Source organism: Actinomycetospora sp. 2LY8.5 (genome assembly GCF_057180585.1).
The window spans coordinates 1-16,293 of the sequence record NZ_JBXUHE010000021.1; the positions used below are offsets into that span (position 1 = coordinate 1).

17 protein-coding genes are annotated in these 16,293 nt (G+C 73.7%); 6 read left to right on the forward strand and 11 right to left on the reverse strand.

Translation table 11 applies throughout. From position 1 onward, the window contains the following. Nucleotides 1-130 precede the first annotated feature (130 nt). The 5 genes from AC2A1K_RS20820 to AC2A1K_RS20840 all read right to left on the reverse strand — a co-directional run bounded on the left by AC2A1K_RS20820 (nt 131) and on the right by AC2A1K_RS20840 (nt 5,112). Nucleotides 131-508, reverse strand: coding sequence for a hypothetical protein (locus AC2A1K_RS20820; RefSeq protein ID WP_483898233.1), 378 nt, complete (start codon nt 506-508; stop codon nt 131-133). Nucleotides 509-624: 116 nt separating this feature from the next. After that, entirely contained in the window at nt 625-1,704 is a 1,080-nt protein-coding gene (locus AC2A1K_RS20825; RefSeq protein WP_483898234.1) for a glycoside hydrolase family 172 protein, read from the reverse strand. Nucleotides 1,705-2,203: 499 nt separating this feature from the next. Further along, nucleotides 2,204-2,830 (reverse strand): hypothetical protein, encoded by a 627-nt coding sequence (locus AC2A1K_RS20830; RefSeq protein WP_483898235.1) that lies wholly within the window; start codon nt 2,828-2,830, stop codon nt 2,204-2,206. Between the two features lie 184 nt (nt 2,831-3,014). Beyond that, the gene (locus tag AC2A1K_RS20835; RefSeq protein ID WP_483898236.1) at nt 3,015-3,830 is read right to left on the reverse strand and encodes an endonuclease/exonuclease/phosphatase family protein; all 816 of its coding nucleotides are present in this window, start codon (nt 3,828-3,830) and stop codon (nt 3,015-3,017) included. A gap of 22 nt (nt 3,831-3,852) precedes the next feature. After that, the gene (locus AC2A1K_RS20840) at nt 3,853-5,112 is read right to left on the reverse strand and encodes a ferric reductase-like transmembrane domain-containing protein (protein ID WP_483898237.1); all 1,260 of its coding nucleotides are present in this window, start codon (nt 5,110-5,112) and stop codon (nt 3,853-3,855) included. A 64-nt stretch (nt 5,113-5,176) separates the two neighbouring features. On the opposite strand from AC2A1K_RS20840, the gene AC2A1K_RS20845 reads away from it, so the two are divergent. Both AC2A1K_RS20845 and ligD read left to right on the forward strand, forming a co-directional pair. After that, nucleotides 5,177-5,542 carry an NUDIX domain-containing protein gene (locus tag AC2A1K_RS20845; protein ID WP_483898238.1) on the forward strand — a complete coding sequence of 122 codons (366 nt, stop codon included), beginning with the start codon at nt 5,177-5,179 and terminating at the stop codon, nt 5,540-5,542. Next, nucleotides 5,539-6,432 (forward strand): non-homologous end-joining DNA ligase, encoded by an 894-nt coding sequence (gene ligD / locus AC2A1K_RS20850; protein WP_483898239.1) that lies wholly within the window; start codon nt 5,539-5,541, stop codon nt 6,430-6,432. The genes AC2A1K_RS20845 and ligD overlap by 4 nt, the downstream gene beginning before the upstream one ends. An 81-nt stretch (nt 6,433-6,513) precedes the next feature. Here ligD and AC2A1K_RS20855 read toward each other — a convergent pair whose 3' ends face one another. Next, complete coding sequence (locus AC2A1K_RS20855; RefSeq protein WP_483898240.1) at nt 6,514-7,323, reverse strand: ABC transporter permease; 810 nt, start codon at nt 7,321-7,323, stop codon at nt 6,514-6,516. Then, a complete protein-coding gene (locus AC2A1K_RS20860) occupies nt 7,320-8,258 on the reverse strand; it encodes an ABC transporter ATP-binding protein (RefSeq protein WP_483898241.1) in 939 nt (312 codons plus the stop codon). Before AC2A1K_RS20860 ends, AC2A1K_RS20855 begins: the two co-directional genes overlap by 4 nt. Nucleotides 8,259-8,338: 80 nt before the next feature. Between AC2A1K_RS20860 and AC2A1K_RS20865 the strand changes: the two genes are divergently transcribed. The 3 genes from AC2A1K_RS20865 to AC2A1K_RS20875 are packed head-to-tail and all read left to right on the forward strand — an operon-like array spanning nt 8,339 to nt 11,400. Then, nucleotides 8,339-9,121, forward strand: coding sequence for a TetR/AcrR family transcriptional regulator (locus AC2A1K_RS20865; protein ID WP_483898242.1), 783 nt, complete (start codon nt 8,339-8,341; stop codon nt 9,119-9,121). 22 nt (nt 9,122-9,143) lie between these two features. Then, nucleotides 9,144-10,379, forward strand: a complete 1,236-nt coding sequence (locus AC2A1K_RS20870; RefSeq protein WP_483898243.1) for a cytochrome P450 — start codon at nt 9,144-9,146, stop codon at nt 10,377-10,379. 31 nt (nt 10,380-10,410) lie between these two features. Continuing rightward, nucleotides 10,411-11,400 carry a DUF2332 domain-containing protein gene (locus AC2A1K_RS20875; RefSeq protein ID WP_483898244.1) on the forward strand — a complete coding sequence of 330 codons (990 nt, stop codon included), beginning with the start codon at nt 10,411-10,413 and terminating at the stop codon, nt 11,398-11,400. Nucleotides 11,401-11,403: 3 nt separating this feature from the next. On the opposite strand, the gene AC2A1K_RS20880 is transcribed toward AC2A1K_RS20875, so the two are convergent. After that, on the reverse strand, nt 11,404-12,009 hold the full coding sequence (locus tag AC2A1K_RS20880) for an EVE domain-containing protein (protein WP_483898245.1): 606 nt from the start codon (nt 12,007-12,009) through the stop codon (nt 11,404-11,406). Nucleotides 12,010-12,079: 70 nt separating this feature from the next. Further along, nucleotides 12,080-12,766, reverse strand: coding sequence for a TetR family transcriptional regulator (locus AC2A1K_RS20885; RefSeq protein WP_483898246.1), 687 nt, complete (start codon nt 12,764-12,766; stop codon nt 12,080-12,082). Nucleotides 12,767-12,820: 54 nt separating this feature from the next. On the opposite strand from AC2A1K_RS20885, the gene AC2A1K_RS20890 reads away from it, so the two are divergent. Then, the gene (locus AC2A1K_RS20890; RefSeq protein WP_483898247.1) at nt 12,821-13,717 is read left to right on the forward strand and encodes an SDR family oxidoreductase; all 897 of its coding nucleotides are present in this window, start codon (nt 12,821-12,823) and stop codon (nt 13,715-13,717) included. 4 nt (nt 13,718-13,721) lie between these two features. Here the strand turns inward: AC2A1K_RS20890 and AC2A1K_RS20895 are convergent, their stop codons facing one another. Together AC2A1K_RS20895 and AC2A1K_RS20900 are read right to left on the reverse strand one after the other, a co-directional pair. Next, nucleotides 13,722-14,711 carry a sensor domain-containing diguanylate cyclase gene (locus AC2A1K_RS20895; RefSeq protein WP_483898248.1) on the reverse strand — a complete coding sequence of 330 codons (990 nt, stop codon included), beginning with the start codon at nt 14,709-14,711 and terminating at the stop codon, nt 13,722-13,724. A gap of 249 nt (nt 14,712-14,960) precedes the next feature. Further along, nucleotides 14,961-16,136 carry an amidohydrolase family protein gene (locus tag AC2A1K_RS20900; protein ID WP_483898249.1) on the reverse strand — a complete coding sequence of 392 codons (1,176 nt, stop codon included), beginning with the start codon at nt 16,134-16,136 and terminating at the stop codon, nt 14,961-14,963. Between the last annotated feature and the right edge of the window lie 157 nt (nt 16,137-16,293).

The window sequence follows — 16,293 nt, forward strand, 5'->3', positions numbered from 1 at the left end:
GCCGTCGGGCTCGCGAACTCTCAGCCAGGCTCTCGACGAGCTGCGTCAGCATGGCGATGCACCGACGGCACCGGGGTGTCACGGCAAGCTACTCAGCCCGCCGCGCCACCAAGGGTCAAGCAGTGAGACGTCAGACCGGGACCTGGTCGGCCGACACCGCGCGCACGCCGCCGTTGACGAGCACCAGGTGGTCGTGGCCGGGCTCGCGGACGAGGATCGCCTCCTCGATCTGCGCGAGCAGCGTCTGCAGCGACGCGGCCTCGGCCTCGTCGAGCACGTCCGGGTCGTCGTCCAGCGACGGCTGGGCACCCGGGGCGACGCCCTCGTCGTCGCTGACGTGGCGCGCAAGGGTCTGCGGGCTGACGTGCAGGCGCACAGCGGGGTCGACGGGCTCGCCGTCGAGGTCGATCAGGTCGACGGTTCCGTGGCCCTGCGACGGCGTGCCGTCGAGGTTGGCGCGGAAGCCGAGCGCGGAGAGGAAGCGGTCGTAGCGTTCCTGGTCGTCCATCGCGTACCTCCGTTGGTCGGGCTCTCGATGGTGCGAGGAGGATGCCCGACCCTGCCAGTTCGTAGAGGTGTGACCCTCGACGTATGGCGGGTGACCTCGGTCGCCGGTGCGGTCACTCACCTACGGATGGGGATCCGTTCCTCCACCGGGGCCGGGTCGAAGGGCCTGTGCGGCTCGGCCTGGTACCAGTAGGCGACCGACGACCAGTCGTCGCTGCGGCGGTTCGCGTGCCCGTGCTCGATGCTCACGCGGATCGAGCGCTCGAAGACGACCGGGTCCTCGATGTGGAAGCGGTAGAGGCTCACCGGACCGCGCCAGTTCCTCCCGCCCGCGAGCGTGACGCCGTGGTACGGCGCCGAGTACGTCTGCGTCGGGCACCAGGCGGTGTTGACGTAGTCCTCGGTGCCGGTTCCGTGGAGGGTCGGCGGCCACACGTCGCCGTCGATGAAGATCATGTCGTCGCCCTCGCCGTACCAGTTCCACCGGCGGGTGCGGCGCCGGTTCTGGATGTTCAGCACGCAGCCGACGTAGTGCCCGTGGCCCTCGGCCTCGAGGATCGTGTAGTTGTCGGTTCCTGTCAGGTTGGTGCCGTGGAATTGGTAGGCCGCGTTCGAGGGGCCGGGTCGGACGCCCTGGGTGAGCTGCCGCCGCCACTGCGCGTGGAAGCGGCCGACGTCGTCACCGACCTCGTCGAGCTCCTCGTAGTCGACATAGAAGTAGACGAGTACGTCGGCGTCCTCGACTTCGCTCGTGATCGCCATCTGTGCCCCGGACCCGAACGGCATCGCGAACCAGCAGTTGAACGCCTTGCCGTCCTCCGGGCTCATCTGCAGCGGCAACGAGACGAAGTTGGTCGTCTTCCCGTGTCCGACACCGAAGAAGTCGCCGAGCGGGACCGCGACGCTCGGGTGCTCCTCGCCGTCCCACCATGCCTTGAGCGTGAGGCGGCGGAGCAGGTCGTCGGTCTTGCCGAGCGGTCGGCGCAGGGACGGCGGCGCGGCGACGGTGATCCAGAGGTGGGTGACGACGCCGGGGCCGACGACGTCGAGCAGCGTCGCGGTCGCGCCGGGGCGCAGGGTCTCGCGGTCGTCGTTGCCGCCGGTGCGGTCCCAGCTCGACGACCGCCGGCGCCGCGTGCGCCGCAGGCGCGGCAGGTCGCGCAGGCTCGATCCGTGGGGGCCGTAGTCGACGGTCATGGGTCCAGCCTCCCCGTCGACTTCGCGCGAGGAGGGAACCGAATCGGGCCCGGCGTCATCAAACCGGGAGAGACCCCGAGGAGGCGCCCGATGACCACGACCCACCAACGCCGCCGCAAGCTCCGTCCTGTTCCGCCTGCCTGCCCGTGTCGCTCGGCGACGTGCTCCCGAGCGCGAGCCCGACGAACCGGTCCCGGTCGGCTCGTGGGACGGCCGGACGATCACTGCGCAGATGCCCGACCCGTCCTCTCCGGCCACCTCGCCGATCCGGAGTGATCCCGTGCCGTCAGCTCGGGGACGTCAGGCCAGGTCGACCGCAGCACTTCTTGTACTTGCCCGCGGAGCCTCACCAGCACGGGTCGTTGCGGGACGGCGGCCGTGCGAGGCGCTCGAACGGAGCGACCGAGCGGGCGTACCGAGCCTGGACCTCCGGGTCGTGGGCGACTCCCCGGTGTGCTCGACGAAGCGTCGGAGCGCTGCCACGGTCATCGGAGCGATGTCAATGGTCCCGGCTCCGTCGTCCCGCGGCTCGCGCCACGTCAGCTCGGTCACCGCGAAGTACGCCTCGTCCGTGAGGGCGTCGTCCTCGGGCCAGGCGCGGAGTGCCTCGGTGCGTTCCCCGCGGGAACACCGGGAGGCAGAGGCGAGACTCCGCGCCGCCCCGGTCGAGGTCGGCGGCCAGGGCGTACGGGTTCGGGTCGGTCCACGTCGGGAGGTCCGGGACGAGCAGGTCCATCGCGTCGGGCGGCAGCCCGAGCGCCTCCCGCACGTTCCGGCGTCCTCGGACCACCGGAGCTGCGTACGACCAGGCCGCGTTCTCCCCCCGCAGCGCAGCGATGTGGTCCTCGTGCAGGCGGGCGACGGCGCGGTCGTACCAGGCCGCGGCTTCCTGGAGATCGCCGACCTCGTCGAGCGGTTCGGCGACCATCTGACAACGACCGTCCTCGAGGGCCGGCTGACGGGCCGGCTCGGCGATCTCGGCCGACGCGCGGTCGCCGTACCCGTCCTCGATGCGGAACCCGATGCGGTCGATGCGGGCGAAGCCCCCGTCCGAGCCGCCGGTGGCCACCAGCTCGTCGGCCAAGGCGTAGGCCCGGTCGGAGCGGCCCGCCCGCCGCCAGTTCACGCTCGCGTCGATGAGGATCTCGCCGCGGGCGTCCGGTACTGCAGAGCCTCTGCCCCGAACGCGGCGGCCCGTTCGGCAGTCTGTTTCGCGCTCATCGTCCGGACCGTCGTCGCCGGTGAGCTTCCGGCCGTGGAGGACGAGGTGAGGTGGCCCGTTCGCCATCGGCGCGCTGCCGTCCTGACCCTCACGGAGCGCGGACGTCGGCGACGAGCGGGCGGTGGTCGGACGCCGTGACGTCGGGAACCTGCGGTGGACCGACCGGGACGAGCCCGCGCAGGAAGACGTAGTCGATCTTCCCGTGGTCCGTGGTGGAGTACTGACCTGCCGGGTCGATCTCGGCGAACCCTTGGCGAAGCGGCGCCAGCTCGGGCTCGGTGGGGCCGACGTTGAGGTCGCCGAGCACGACGGCCGCCCCGGGTCGTGCGGCGCCCTCGGCGAGGCGTCGGAGCTGGTCGGACTGCACGCCGGCGAGGCCGATGTGGGCGTTGTAGACCGCCACCGGACCGGACGGCGTCGTGACGTCGACCCACAGGTAGCCGCGCTGCTCGTCGCGGGCGTCCGGCGGGAATGTGACGATGCGCGGCGGGCTCACCGGCAGCCGCGTCAGGATCGCGACGCCGTAGAGGACGTCGTTCGGGCCGGTGTCGCACGCCGGGCCGAGCGCGGCGTTGACCGGCGCGGTCGCCTCGGCCGGCGACGGCGGGCGGATCGGGCCCTGCACCACCCGGTACTCGAGCCCGTGGTCGCGGCGCAGGAGGCCGGCGAGCTCGTCGGCGTCGCGGGTGCAGATCTCCTGGAGCGCGACCACATCCGGGCGCAGGCCCGCGACCACGGGCGCCCACTCGTCGGGGTCGTGTCCGCCGGTCTGGACGTTCCAGGTCATGACCCGCAGACCGGCCGGGGGCGACGGCTGCGCGGGTGTGGCGCAGGCGACGGTCACCGCGAGGAGCGCCGTGAGGGCGGCGAGTCCGCCCAGCGCCCGCCGCCGCCAGTGCCGCACGCTCCCATCATGGCGGGCCGCGTCAGCCGAAACGTTCCGTGGTGATGGCGCCGGCGGGAACACCGAGGCTGCCGAGCCCGTGGATCGCCGCCCCGACCAGCGGCGGAGGCCCGCAGACGAAGTACTGGTGGCTGGGCGGGCTGCCGTCCGGGAGCACCGCCTCGAGCATCCGCGCGTCGAGCCGCCGGCCGCCGGTGCGCAGGACCGAGAGGTCGAGGCGCCGGGACAGCGCGAGGATCTCGGCGGCGAAGAGCGCCTCGCCCTCGCGCTCGGCGAGCAGCAGGGCGTGCGCGCGGGGGTCGGCGGCCGCGGCGTGGGCGCGCAGGATGCTCATGATCGGGGTCACGCCGACCCCGCCGGCGATGAGCACCAGGCCGCCGGACGCGTCGGCGGGCACGAACGCGCCGTGCGGGCCGTCGACCCACACCCGGCGTCCCGGTTCGAGGTCGAGGAGCCCGCCGCTGAAAGGACCCTGATCCCGGACGGTCAGCTCGATGACGCCCGACCGCGTCGAGGCGGCGATGGTGAACGGGTGCTCCTCGGCGACCGGCACCCGGCGCAGCCGCACCCAGACGAACTGGCCGGGCTCGGGTGCCGGGTCGAGCGGCGGGCCGGCGGGGGCGAGCACGACCGTCGACGTGTCGCCGGACTCCGGGCGTACCGCCGACACCAGGTACGCGCCACGCCCGAGCGCGGGCCGGACGATCCAGCGCCGCAGCAGGATCACCAGCATCGCGACGCCGAGAGCGGCGGCCGGGACGCCGATCAGCGGGTTCACGGCGAGGCTGCCGAACAGCCACACGTGCGCCCCGGTCAGCAAGAGCACGCCGACGCCGAGCACGGCGTGGACGCGCGCGATCTGTCCGTACCGCCGCACGCGCTTCAGGGGGAGCACCACGGCCCCGACCACCATGAGCGCGGTCGCCGCGATCCCGGTCTTGAGCGGCCAGCCGACGACGAAGGGGTTGAGCATCGTCATGCCGCGCGGGGAGTGCAGCACGGCGGCGGCGACGTGGGCGACCGTGAAGCCGGCCGCCGCGACACCGAGGCGGCGGTGGAGCCGGTTGCCGAGCTCGACGCCGAGCAGCCGCGTCAGACCGCGCACCCGTGACACGAGCGCGACGATCAGTGCCATCAGCACCGCGCCGACCAGCCCGAACGCGCTCGCCCAGGTGACCGTCTCGCTGAGGCGCGGCGACGCCACCGACAGCAGGAGCGCCACGAGCGGCATGAGGAGGAGCATCGCCAGCCCCATGGCCCACGCCCGTCCGCGCTCGGTCATGCCCGCGGACGCTAGGCACGCGGCGTGGCGCGCTGGTGCCGTTCGGTAACGGCGTGACCTTTTCGTGATCTTCTCTCGGCGATGCTCGTGGCGTGGAGGTCATCGCTCGAGCCGTCGTGGTCCGCGAGGGTGCCGTGCTGCTGGTGCCGGAGCTCGCCGGCGGCTACTGGTTCTTCCCCGGAGGTCACGTCGAGACGGGGAGACGCCGGAGGTCGCGTTGGCGCGGGAGCTGCGTGAGGAGCTCGACGCGGACGCGACGGTCGGGGAACGGCTCGGGGAGCTGGAGAACGTCCGGGAGCAGGACGGCGTCGAGCACCAGGAGGTCAACCACGTCGTCGCAGCGCTCGGGACATGCGCTTCGAGAGCCGCGTCCGATCCACGCGCCCAGGGTTTGTCGTGCGGCCGTGCGAGGCAAACCGCGAGGGCATGAGCGGCGAGACGGTCGAGGGCGTCGAGGTCACGCACCCCGACAAGGTGCTCCTGCCGGCGCGCGAGGGCGGCGAGGACGTCACGAAAGCCGACCTCGCGCACTACTGGCACGCGATCGCCGCGACCGTGCTCCCGCACCTCGAGAGCCGCCCGCTGACCCTGCAGCGCTTCCCCGACGGGCTCGACGCCGGCGGGTTCGTGCAGCAGGACGCCGGGCAGCGGGCGCCCGAGGGTCTGCACACCGTCGACACACCGCGGCGCGAGCACAAGAAGGGCGGCGACGACGTCGTCCACCACCCGCAGGTCGCCGAGGTCGCCGATCTCATCCGGCTCGTGCAGTTCGGGACCGTCGCGGTGCACGGCTGGAACGCGGTCGCCGGGTCGCTCGAGCGCCCCGACCGCCTGATCGTCGACATCGACCCCGGCGACGGCATCGACCTCGCCGGCATCCGCGATGTCGCCCGCGCGGTACGGGCGGCGATCGAGGGGCGGGGCCTGGTCGCGTTCCTGCAGTCCACCGGCAGCCGCGGTTACCACGTCGTCGCGCCGCTCGACGGCAGCGCAGGCCACGACGACGTGAAGAACGCGGCCACCGAGATCGCCGGGGCGGTCGCCGCCGACCACCCCGACGAGCTGACCACCGAGGTCCGCAAGGACGCCCGTCACGGCCGGACCTTCCTCGACGTCGGCCGCAACGCCTACGGCCAGACCGCGGTGATGCCGTACTCGCCGCGCGCCCGCCCGGGCGGGCCGACCGCGACGCCGCTGGAGTGGGACGAGCTCTCCCGCGTCGCCCCCGACCAGCACGACGTGCGGTCGATCCCGCGCCGGCTGGCCCGGAAGGCCGACCCGTGGGCCGACCTCCGGGACCACGCCCGTGCTCTGCCGTGACGGCGTGTCGCCGCAGCGAGCATGTGGCGATCCTGGCGTGAGACGCCAGCAAAGCCGCATCGCTCGCACTGGCGAGACACGTCAGCCGGCGCTGCGGAGCACCGCCCGGACGCCGACGAAGAGGCCGACCGCGCAGGTCAAGGCGGCCGCGATCGCGCCGTGGAGGATCGACGGGTCGGTCAGGGCGCCGGTGAACGCGGCGCGTTCCGCGTTGACGACGTAGGTCAGCGGATTGACCGTCGCCGCCGCCTGCATCCAGCCCGGCCCGGACTCGAGCGGCAGCATCATTCCGGACAGGATCAGCAGCGGGAAGATCAGCGTCTGCTGCACGCCCCAGAACAGCCATTCCCGGTTCCGCGAGGCCAGGCCCAGCGCGTACGAGAGCGCGCCGAGCCCGATGCCGAACACACCGAGGATCGCCAGGCCGACGACCACGCCGACCGGTGAGAAGGTCACCCCGAACGGGAGCGCCGCGAGCGTGATGATCACGGCCTGGACCACGAGCGGCGCCAGCTCCTTGAGCGCGCGCCCGACGAGGATCGCCGGCCGCGACACCGGCGTGGCGAGCACCCGCTCGTAGCTGCCGGTCATCAGCTCGTAGAGCAGGTTCGCGCCGGTGCTCCCGGTGCCGAACAGCGCGATCATGACGACCACGCCGGGCAGGAACCAGGTCAGCGGCGACTCGCCGCCCAGTGCCTCCGACGACAGCGACCCGGCCAGCAGTGGGGCGAAGAGCCCGAGGAACACCAGCGGCTGGAGCAGCGAGAAGATCAGCGAGAACGGATCGCGCAGGACCAGCTGGAACTCGCGCACGAAGATCGTCGCGGTGTCGCGGACGAAGCCGGTGCGCACCGTCTCGGGGTGGACCGGAGCCATGACGGAAACGCTCATGCCGCCGCCTCCCCTTCCTCGCGCAGGCTCCGGCCGGTGAGGGCGAGGAAGACGTCGTCGAGGCTCGCCTCGTGCAGGTGCGCGGCGTGCACGGTGACGCCTGCGTGGTCGAGCCGGGCGAGCATGCCGGGCATCCGCCGCGCGCCGTCGGCGAGCCGCAGCTCGACCCGGCCGCCGGCGACGGAGCCCTCCTCCAGCAGGGAAGCCGCCCGTGCCGGGTCGCCGACCTCCAGCACGATCCGGTCCTCGGCGTGCCGCGCGCGCAGGTCGGCGCGGCCGGCGTCGGCGATGACCTCGCCGTGGTCGACCACCACGATCCGCTCGGCCATCTCGTCGGCCTCCTCGAGGTAGTGCGTGGTCAGGACGACGGTCGTGTCGGTCTCCTCGCGCAGCGTCGTGATGTGCTCCCAGAGGTTGGCGCGCGCCTGCGGGTCCATCCCGGTGGTCGGCTCGTCGAGGAAGAGCAGCTCCGGGTAGTGCATGAGGCCGATCGCGACGTCCATCCGGCGCCGCTGGCCGCCGGAGAGCGACGACACCGTGCGGCGCTCGAGCCCGCGCAGGTCGAGCGTCGCCATCAGCTCCTCCGCCCGCCGGCGCGCGGCGGGACGGGTCTGGCCGTAGAGCGCGCCCTGGGTGACCAGCTCGTCGAGCACCCGGTGGTTGTGGCCGCCGGCGTTGCCCTGACCGACGTAGCCGATGCGCCGCCGCACGCCGGTGGGGTCGGCGACGACGTCGATGCCCGCGACCTGCGCGGACCCGCTCGTCGGGGCGAGCAGCGTGGTGAGCATGCGGAGCAGCGTCGACTTGCCCGCCCCGTTCGGGCCGAGCACGGCGACGAGCTCGCCGCGGTCGACCCGCAGCGAGATGCCGCGCACCGCCTCGACCACCGCGCCGCGTCGCCGGAACGTCCGTCGGAGGTCCTCGGTGAGGATCAATGCCCCGATCCTTTCAGTACGTCGTCTGGAAAGCTCGGGTAGATTAAGCTGACGACGTCCGGAAAAGCAAGGGAGGTCCGATGGCCGACGAGGAGCCCCGCCTCGACCACCACCTCGACCTGCTCTGGGGGCACGGCGCGGCCACCGGGCGGGGGCGGCCGACGCGGACGACGCGCGAGCAGGTCGTCGCGGCCGGGATCGCGCGCGCCGACGCCGAGGGGCTCGGCGAGCTGGCGATGCGCGCGGTCGCCGCCGATCTCGGCGTCGGGGTGATGTCGCTCTACACGCACGTCGAGAGCCGAGACGGGCTCGTCGCCCTGATGATCGACCACGCGTTCGCGGAGATCACCGGCGACCTCTACCCGCGCGAGGGTGAGCCCTGGCGCGGCGCCGCGGCTCGCCAGGCCCGCGTGCTGTGGGACCTCTACGGGCGCCACCCCTGGGTCCTCGACCACGGCAGCCGCCTGCCGATGGGGCCGCACGTCCTCGCCGTCGAGGACGCCTTCTTCGCGCCGTTCCTCGACATCGGGCTCGCTCCCGTCGAGTCCGCGAACGCCGCGATCGCGCTCCGGTCCCTGGTCACCGGCCTCGCCCGCGACTCCCGCAGCGAGCAGGACGAGACCCGGCGTACCGGAGTCGGCCTCGACGACCACTGGCGCTCGGTCAACGCGGTCTTCTGGGACCGCTACTTCGACGAGGAGCGCTACCCCGCCATGACCCGTCTCTGGTACGCGGGCGGCTTCGAGAAGGACGACGTGCTCGAGGAGGAGGGGATCCTCGAGCGCGCGGTCGGCGCCTATCTCGACGGCATCGCCGTGCGGGTGCAATCGGGAGGAACCGGTCAGGGGACGGGCGCGGGCTGACGACGCGGAGCACCATCGGGGCATGGCCGAGCACTGGACGGGCGAGGTGGCCGCGCAGCGGGAGGGGTTCTCGTTGCTGGCGGAGATCGAGGCCCTGCGCGAGTCGGGGGAGACGGCGCAGGTGACGACGCCGTTCGGGCACCAGGCGACGATGGTCAGCCGCTACGCCGACGCCCGCGAGCTGCACGGCGACCCCCAGCGCTTCCGGCTCGACGCGGTCGGGCCGCCGCCGGCGCTCATCGCGGCCGGACGGGACAGCGCCGAGTTCCGCCGGCGCCAGGCCGGCAACCTGCTCGGTCAGGACCCGCCGGACCACACCCGCCTGCGCAAGATGCTGACCGGCGAGTTCACGGTCAAACGGATGAAGCGGCTGGTCCCGCGCGTCGAGGAGATCGTCACCGAGCACCTCGACGCGATGGAGCGGCGGGCCGACCAGGCGGCACGGAGCGACGCGGAGCTGACGCACCCGAGGCCGTACACCGAGCTGGTCGACGACTTCGCGCTGCCGGTGCCGTCCATGGTGATCTGCGAGCTGCTCGGTGTCCCCTACGACGACCGCGCCGAGTTCACCGAGCGCAGCGCGAAGTCGCTGGACAGCACGATCTCCGCCCCCGAGCGGATGCGCCTGGCCGACGAGTCCCGCGCCTACATGGCGAGTCTCGTCGCCCGCCATCGCGAGGCGCCCGGCGACGACCTGCTCGGCATGCTCATCCGCGAGCACTCCCAGGAGATCACCGACGACGAGCTGATCGGGATCGGCAACCTGCTGCTCGTCGCGGGCCACGAGACGACGTCGAACATGCTGTCGCTGGGCACGCTCGCCCTGCTCGAGCACCCCGACCAGCTCGCCCGCGTCCGCGACGACCCGGACGCCGTCGACGGGGCGGTCGAGGAGCTGCTGCGGTTCCTGACGGTGGTGCACGGCGGCTTCCCGCGCGCGGCGACCGAGGACACGACGCTGGGCGGGCACCCGGTCGCCGCCGGCGATCTCGTGATCGCCTCACTGACCGCCGCCAACGGCGACCCGGCGCTGCTCGAGCGCGGGGAGACGCTCGACATCAGCCGCCCGCCGTCACCGCATCTGGCGTTCGGCCACGGCATTCACCACTGCCTGGGCGCGCCGCTGGCGCGCATCGAGATGCGGGTCGCCTTTCCGGCGCTGCTCCGGCGGTTCCCCGGCCTGCATCTCGCCGGCGAGCCGGAGTTCCGGAACCGCACCCTGATCTACGGGTTGCACCGACTGCCGCTCGCCTGGTGACGGTGCTCTGCCCACGTGCGCGGAGCGCGCCGTGATCGGGAACGAGCCCGAGCTCGGGACCGCGGAGAACTACCGGCGGTTCGCCGCGTCGCAGGCCCGGGGCCGCAGCCCGCGGTACGAGGAGCTGGCCGCGGGTGTCGCCGGCGACCCCGAGCTGCTGGCGTTCCTCGACGAGCTCCCGCCGGCCAGGCGCCAGCCCAACCTGCTGCTCGCGACGGTCCGGTACCTCGCCGGGCTCCAGCCCGACTACCCTGCTTTCCGTGCGGTCGTGCTCGGGCGCCGGGACGAGGTCGCGGCGACGATGCTGGCCCGACGTACGCAGACCAACGAACCGGCGCGCTGCGCCACACTCCTGCCGGCGCTGGCCGCCATCGGCGGCCCGCTCGCGCTGCTCGAGGTGGGCGCGAGCGCGGGGCTCTGCCTGCTCCCGGACCGGTACGGCTACCGCTATGCGTGTGCCGGGGGCGAGGTCCGTATCGAGGGTTCGCCCCTGCTGACCTGCGACGTCCTCGGTCCGGCGCCCGTTCCGACCGCGGCGCCGACGGTCGTGTGGCGCGCCGGGATCGACCTCGACCCGCTCGACGCCGCCGATCCCGACGACCTGCGCTGGCTCGCGAGCCTCGTCTGGCCGGGTCAGCCCGGGCGCGTCGAGCGGCTGGGGGCCGCCGCCGCGGTGGCGCGCGCCGACCCGCCGCGGGTCGTGCGCGGGGACCTCGTCGACGAGCTCCACGCCGTCGCCGCCGGCGCGCCGCCCGAGGCGACGCTCGTGGTGTTCCACTCCGCGGTGCTGACCTACCTGTCGGTCGACCGCCGCGCTGCGTTCGCGGAGGCGGTCGGTGCGCTCGACGCGGTGTGGCTCGCGAACGAGTCCGAGGGCGTGCTCGCCTCCCTGCCCGCCCCGCCGCCGTCGGACCTCCCGGCGCCTCCGCCCGGCCCGGCCCCGTTCCTGCTGGCCCGTGACGGGCACCAGCCGCTGGCCTGGGTCGACGGGCACGGCGCCTGGTTGCGGTGGTTCGCCTGACCCTCAGCGCCGGCGACGCACACTCCAGACGATCAGGCCGGCGAGCACCAGGGCTCCGAGGGACGCGCCCACGATCGCCTCGACCGGCAGCCGGGGCCGCGTGTGCCCGGCCGCGGCGAGGTCCGCCTCGAGCTCGGCCGCGGCCACCGTCGCGGTGGCCTCCTCGGCCGCGATCCCGGCTTCGACCTCCACCGTCGCCATCTCCATCAGCCGCGCCCAGACCTCCGCCGGCACCAGCGCCGCGCCGCGGGCGAAGGACGCCTTGAGCGCCGGCCACTCGGCGACGACCGCGTCCGACTTCAGGTCGGCGAGCGGGATCGGGCGGGCGAAGCGGTCGAGCACCTCGACGTCACAGGCGTGCGTGAGCCCGGGCGCGGTGCGCTCGTCCTCGGCGACCTCGTAGGCGTCGCCGACGGCCCGGAGTCGGTAGGCGATGTCCTTGGCCTCGCGCGAGCGATAGAGCACGGCGAGGTCCCCCGCGCGGGTGTCGCGGTGACAGCTCCACCACGTGCCACCGCCGGCGGGGTCGAGGTCCGGGTGCTCGCCGCCGTCCTCGGTGCGGTAGCGGTCGGGCGCCGCGACCCACACCCAGTACTGCTGCTCGGTCATGTCCCCTCCCGGTGCGGCCGTTCGGGTGAGGCTGTCAGTGATCGGGCCGGCTCGTCCATCGGGCCTATCGTCAGGAGCCGTGCCGAGCGGATCGCTCGTGCTCGGGATCGACATCGGGCGCCGGAGTGGCTGGAGCGTTCCCGACGATCGGCGCCGTGGCACGCTGGGCGAGCAGGGTCCGCAGATCGCCCAGCACCGCGCGCAGGATCACGGCGAGCGGGCGATCCTCGCCGTCGGCGATCCACGTCGTGAACCCCACCCGGAAGACCGCGACCCCGCTCTGCGCGGCCAGGGCGGCGGCGGTCGGGTCGATGCCGCGCTGCCGCAGGGCGTCGGTCATGGCCGCGGCCAGCTTCGAGAGTTTGAGCAGCTCGCGCTCCTGCAGGCCCGGGTCGGCGTCGATGACGCCCTGCCGCGCCCGCGACCACGCGCGCCGCTCGTCGGGGAAGAACGCGGTCGCGCCGTCGAGGGCGGCCGCGACGACGGCGACGGGGTCGTCCCCGGTGGCCTCCTCGATCCCGGCGACGAACAGGCGCTCGAACTCGTCCTGACCGGCGAAGAGCACCTCGCGCTTGTCGGTGAAGTGCCGGAAGAACGTCCGCTCGGTCAGACCCGCGGTCGCGGCGATCTCGGCGACGGTGGTTCCGTCGAAGCCCTGTGCGCCGAACCGCTCGAGGGCGGCGGCCTGCAGCCGCTCGCGCGCACCGGGCTTCCAGCGGACCACGACCCGCAGACTACTGATGGCAGCGACTGACATCGAAGCGTACGCTGATGTCAGTATCTGACATCAAGCTGGAGGAGGCCACGCGAGATGCGTGTACTCGTCACCGGAGCCAGCGGCTGGATCGGCTCCGCCACCGTCGACGAGCTGCTCGCCGCCGGCCACGACGTCGTCGGCCTCGCCCGTTCCGACTCGTCCGCACAGGCCCTCGAGGCCAAGGGCGCCGCGGTCCTGCGTGGCGACCTCGACGACCTCGACGCGTTGCGCCGGGGCGCGGCGGAGGCCGAGGGGGTCGTCCACCTCGCGAACAAGCACGACTGGAGCAACCCGGGCGAGTCGAACCGCGCCGAGCGCGCCTCGGTCGAGGCCCTCGCCGAGGCGCTCGTCGGCACGGGCCGGCCGCTCGTCCTGGCGTCCGGGGTGGCCGGGCTCGCCGCGGGGCGGCCGGGGACCGAGGCAGACCCGTCACCGGCGATCGGGCCGGACTCGCCGCGCGGCGGGGCGGAGAACCTCGCGTTCGCCTATGTCGACCGCGGCGTCCGCGTCGTCAGCGCCCGGTTCGCGCCGACCACCCACGGGGACGGCGACCACGGCTTCGTCGCCCTGGTCACCGCCGCCGCCCGACGCCACGGCACCGCGGCGTACGTCGGCGACGGCTCGGCGCGCTGGGCGGCGGTGCACGTCACCGACGCCGCGCGCCTCGTCCGCCTCGGGCTCGAGCAGGCGCCGGCCGGGACGCGGCTGCACGCCGTCGCCGAGGAGGCGATCCCGACCCGCGAGATCGCGCAGGCGATCGGCGACGTGCTCGGCGTGCCGGTGACGTCGGTGGAGCAGGGGGACGCGGTCGAGCACTTCGGGTTCATCGGGATGTTCTTCGCGATGGACCTGGCCGCGTCGAGCGCGCACACCCGAACGGTCTTCGACTGGACGCCGGCAGGCCCCGGCCTGCTCGAGGACATCAAGGCCGGCGCCTACCGAGGTGCCTGACGGCTCACCTGTGCCGCAGGCGCACCCCGCGACGGGCGCGCTTGTCGGCGTACATGATCGAGTCGGCGTCGGCGCACGCACCGGGGAAGCCGCCGGAGACCGTGAACGGCGCGGAGCCGATCGAGCAGGGCACGCCGGCGGAGTCCAGGGCGTCGCGGAGACGCTCGACGAGCTTGTGCGCATCATCGATGCCGACCTGCGCGACCAGCGCGAACTCGTCGCCACCGAGGCGCGCGAGCGGGTCGGTGCTGCGGATCGTCGAACGCAGGACCGCGGCGCAGTGCCGCAGGTGACGGTCGCCGGCGTCGTGGCCCTGGGTGTCGTTGACGACCTTGAGGTCGTCGAGGTCGAGCATGACCACCGACGCTGGGTCGCCGAAGCGGCGGAACCGGTCGTCCTCGCGCTCGAGCCAGCGCGCCCAGCCGCGGCGGTTGAGCAGGCCGGTCAGCGCGTCGGTCTCGGCGTCGCTGACCGCGCGCTCGAGCGCGCGGGCGGAGTCGACGGCGGCCGTGTCGGCCTCGAGGACCGAGGAGAGGAGGCTGGACAGCAGGTCGAGCAGCGGCTCCCGGTCGACGGTGGCCGGATCGACCGGGCTCCGGTTCATCCCGACGACCGTGCCCCACAGGCTGCCGTCGCCGGTGACGATCGGGGTGCCGACGTAGGTGCCGACCTGCATGCCCTGCGCCGCGGCGTCCGAGGCGGCGCGCGCGAGGTCGGGCACCCGCCCGGTGTCGGGGACGATCCGGGGCGCCGAGCCCGCGACCATGTACTGGCACATCGAGGTCGACCACGCCGCGCTCAAGCCGGGCTCGAGGCCGTAGACGGAGTCGGTGGTGACGAGCATCGTCTGGTGGCCGTCGGACACCCGGGTGACCGCCCAGGCGTCGAGCGGGACCTCGCGCGCGAGGTAGTCGACCACCATCCGGCAGGCCGCGTCGAAGGCCCGCGGCGGTGCGAGCCCCGCCGCGACGCGCAGATCCTGGGTGGACGTCACGATTCCTCCCCCGCCAGATGCGGCCCTCCCGACCGCTGCTGTCCTGCCAAGTGTGGCCACTTCTCACGAACCTCGATTCACCAGGTCCCGCCCATCACCCGACCTGAGGATCGGATCACCCCGTTCGCCGTCGACGTCACACGTGGTGAGGTGTGCTCGTCGTGAGTTCTCTCCGACTGTCTAGCGTCGTTCCGAGACGGCGCGATACGGAGGGATGCTCGGGCTTTCTCCGGTCGTCTCGCGATGGCGCTAGACAGCCGGAGAAAGTCTGACACCGGAGCGCCACACGCCGCGGACGTCGCGGGTCGCGGTGACCTCGGTCAGGGGGTCACCGTCGACGAGCAGCAGGTCGGCGCGCCGTCCCGGGGTGATCCGACCGCGGTCGGCGAGCCCGAAGACGTCCGCGGGCACCGACGTCGCCGCCCGCAGCACCTCGCGCGGTGACATCCCGGCGCGGGCGAGCAGCTCCACCTCGAGGTGCATCGACGCCCCGTGCAGCACCGCCGCCGCGTGGCCCGGGACGTCGTTGGCGTCGGTGCCCGCGAGGATCGTCGAGCCGGCCTCGACCAGCCGCGCGAGGTTCTCGGCGGCGTGCGCGTAGTCGGTGCCGGGGCGGTCGCTGACCGGGAGATGGCCGCGGTCGCCGGCCCGCAGCGCGTCCGCCACCTCGCGGTCGAGGCCGGCGAGCAGGCGCGGGTCGGCGAGCAGCGCGTCGGTGCTCTTCGCGTCGGCGCGTGCCCGCATCATCGCCAGGGTCGGGCAGACGATCAGGCCGGCGACGTCGAGATCGTCGTCGAGGGGGCCGTCGAGCGGTACGTGGGTCAGGATGTCGACCCCGGCCGCGATCGCGGTGCGGAACGCCCAGCGCGTCGGGGCGTGCGCGACCGTCTGCAGGCCATGCGTCCGCGCGGCCGCGCACACCGCGGCCACCGTCTCCGGGCTGAGCACGGGCCGGTCGACGTCGGCGGGGTTCTCGACGAACACCTTGAGGTAGTCGGAGCCCTCGCGGACACGGTCGGCGACGAACTGCTCGGCGTCCTCCGGCCCCGAGAGCCCGGGCATGCGCCACCCCGAGGGGTCGGGCGGGAGGATCACCGCGGGCCAGCCGTCGACGGCGCCCGCCATCAGCCCGGAGCTGCGCAGGTCGGCCTCGTCGGTGTGCGTGGCCGCCCGCCCGCGGAGCATCGCGGTGAACTGCGGGGGCGCCGAGAACATGTCGAGCACCGTGGTGACCCCGTACCGCAGGTCCTGGTCGAGGTTGCCGGCGCCGCGCAGGTGCACGTGGGCGTCGATGAGGCCCGGGAGCAGCGTCATCCCGCGGCCGTCGACGTCGCCGCCGAGCTCGGAGCCGGGCCGGACCTCGGTGACGAACCCGTCCTCGATCGACACGCTCGCCGTGCCGAGCACGTCGGTCCCGTCGAACACCCGCGCCGGAGATCCTCGTCATGCCGTGCCTCCCTGCGGACATCGTTCAGGGTCGCACCGGACGGCGGGGTGTGTCGCGGGCGGCGACGATCGGGTCAGCGCGACCAGGCGTCGAGGGCGAGGGTCACCGGCGCGCCGAGGTCGACGACCGAGGCAC

What these genes read in the sequence shown, in the direction of transcription:
- AC2A1K_RS20820 (WP_483898233.1), bottom strand. Translation starts at nt 508, where the DNA reads ATGGACGACCAGGAACGCTACGACCGCTTCCTCTCCGCGCTCGGCTTC.
- AC2A1K_RS20825 (WP_483898234.1), bottom strand. Translation starts at nt 1,704, where the DNA reads ATGACCGTCGACTACGGCCCCCACGGATCGAGCCTGCGCGACCTGCCG.
- AC2A1K_RS20840 (WP_483898237.1), bottom strand. Translation starts at nt 5,112, where the DNA reads ATGACCGAGCGCGGACGGGCGTGGGCCATGGGGCTGGCGATGCTCCTC.
- ligD (WP_483898239.1), top strand. Translation starts at nt 5,539, where the DNA reads ATGAGCGGCGAGACGGTCGAGGGCGTCGAGGTCACGCACCCCGACAAG.
- AC2A1K_RS20855 (WP_483898240.1), bottom strand. Translation starts at nt 7,323, where the DNA reads ATGAGCGTTTCCGTCATGGCTCCGGTCCACCCCGAGACGGTGCGCACC.
- AC2A1K_RS20865 (WP_483898242.1), top strand. Translation starts at nt 8,339, where the DNA reads ATGGCCGACGAGGAGCCCCGCCTCGACCACCACCTCGACCTGCTCTGG.
- AC2A1K_RS20870 (WP_483898243.1), top strand. Translation starts at nt 9,144, where the DNA reads ATGGCCGAGCACTGGACGGGCGAGGTGGCCGCGCAGCGGGAGGGGTTC.
- AC2A1K_RS20880 (WP_483898245.1), bottom strand. Translation starts at nt 12,009, where the DNA reads ATGACCGAGCAGCAGTACTGGGTGTGGGTCGCGGCGCCCGACCGCTAC.
- AC2A1K_RS20885 (WP_483898246.1), bottom strand. Translation starts at nt 12,766, where the DNA reads ATGTCAGTCGCTGCCATCAGTAGTCTGCGGGTCGTGGTCCGCTGGAAG.
- AC2A1K_RS20890 (WP_483898247.1), top strand. Translation starts at nt 12,821, where the DNA reads ATGCGTGTACTCGTCACCGGAGCCAGCGGCTGGATCGGCTCCGCCACC.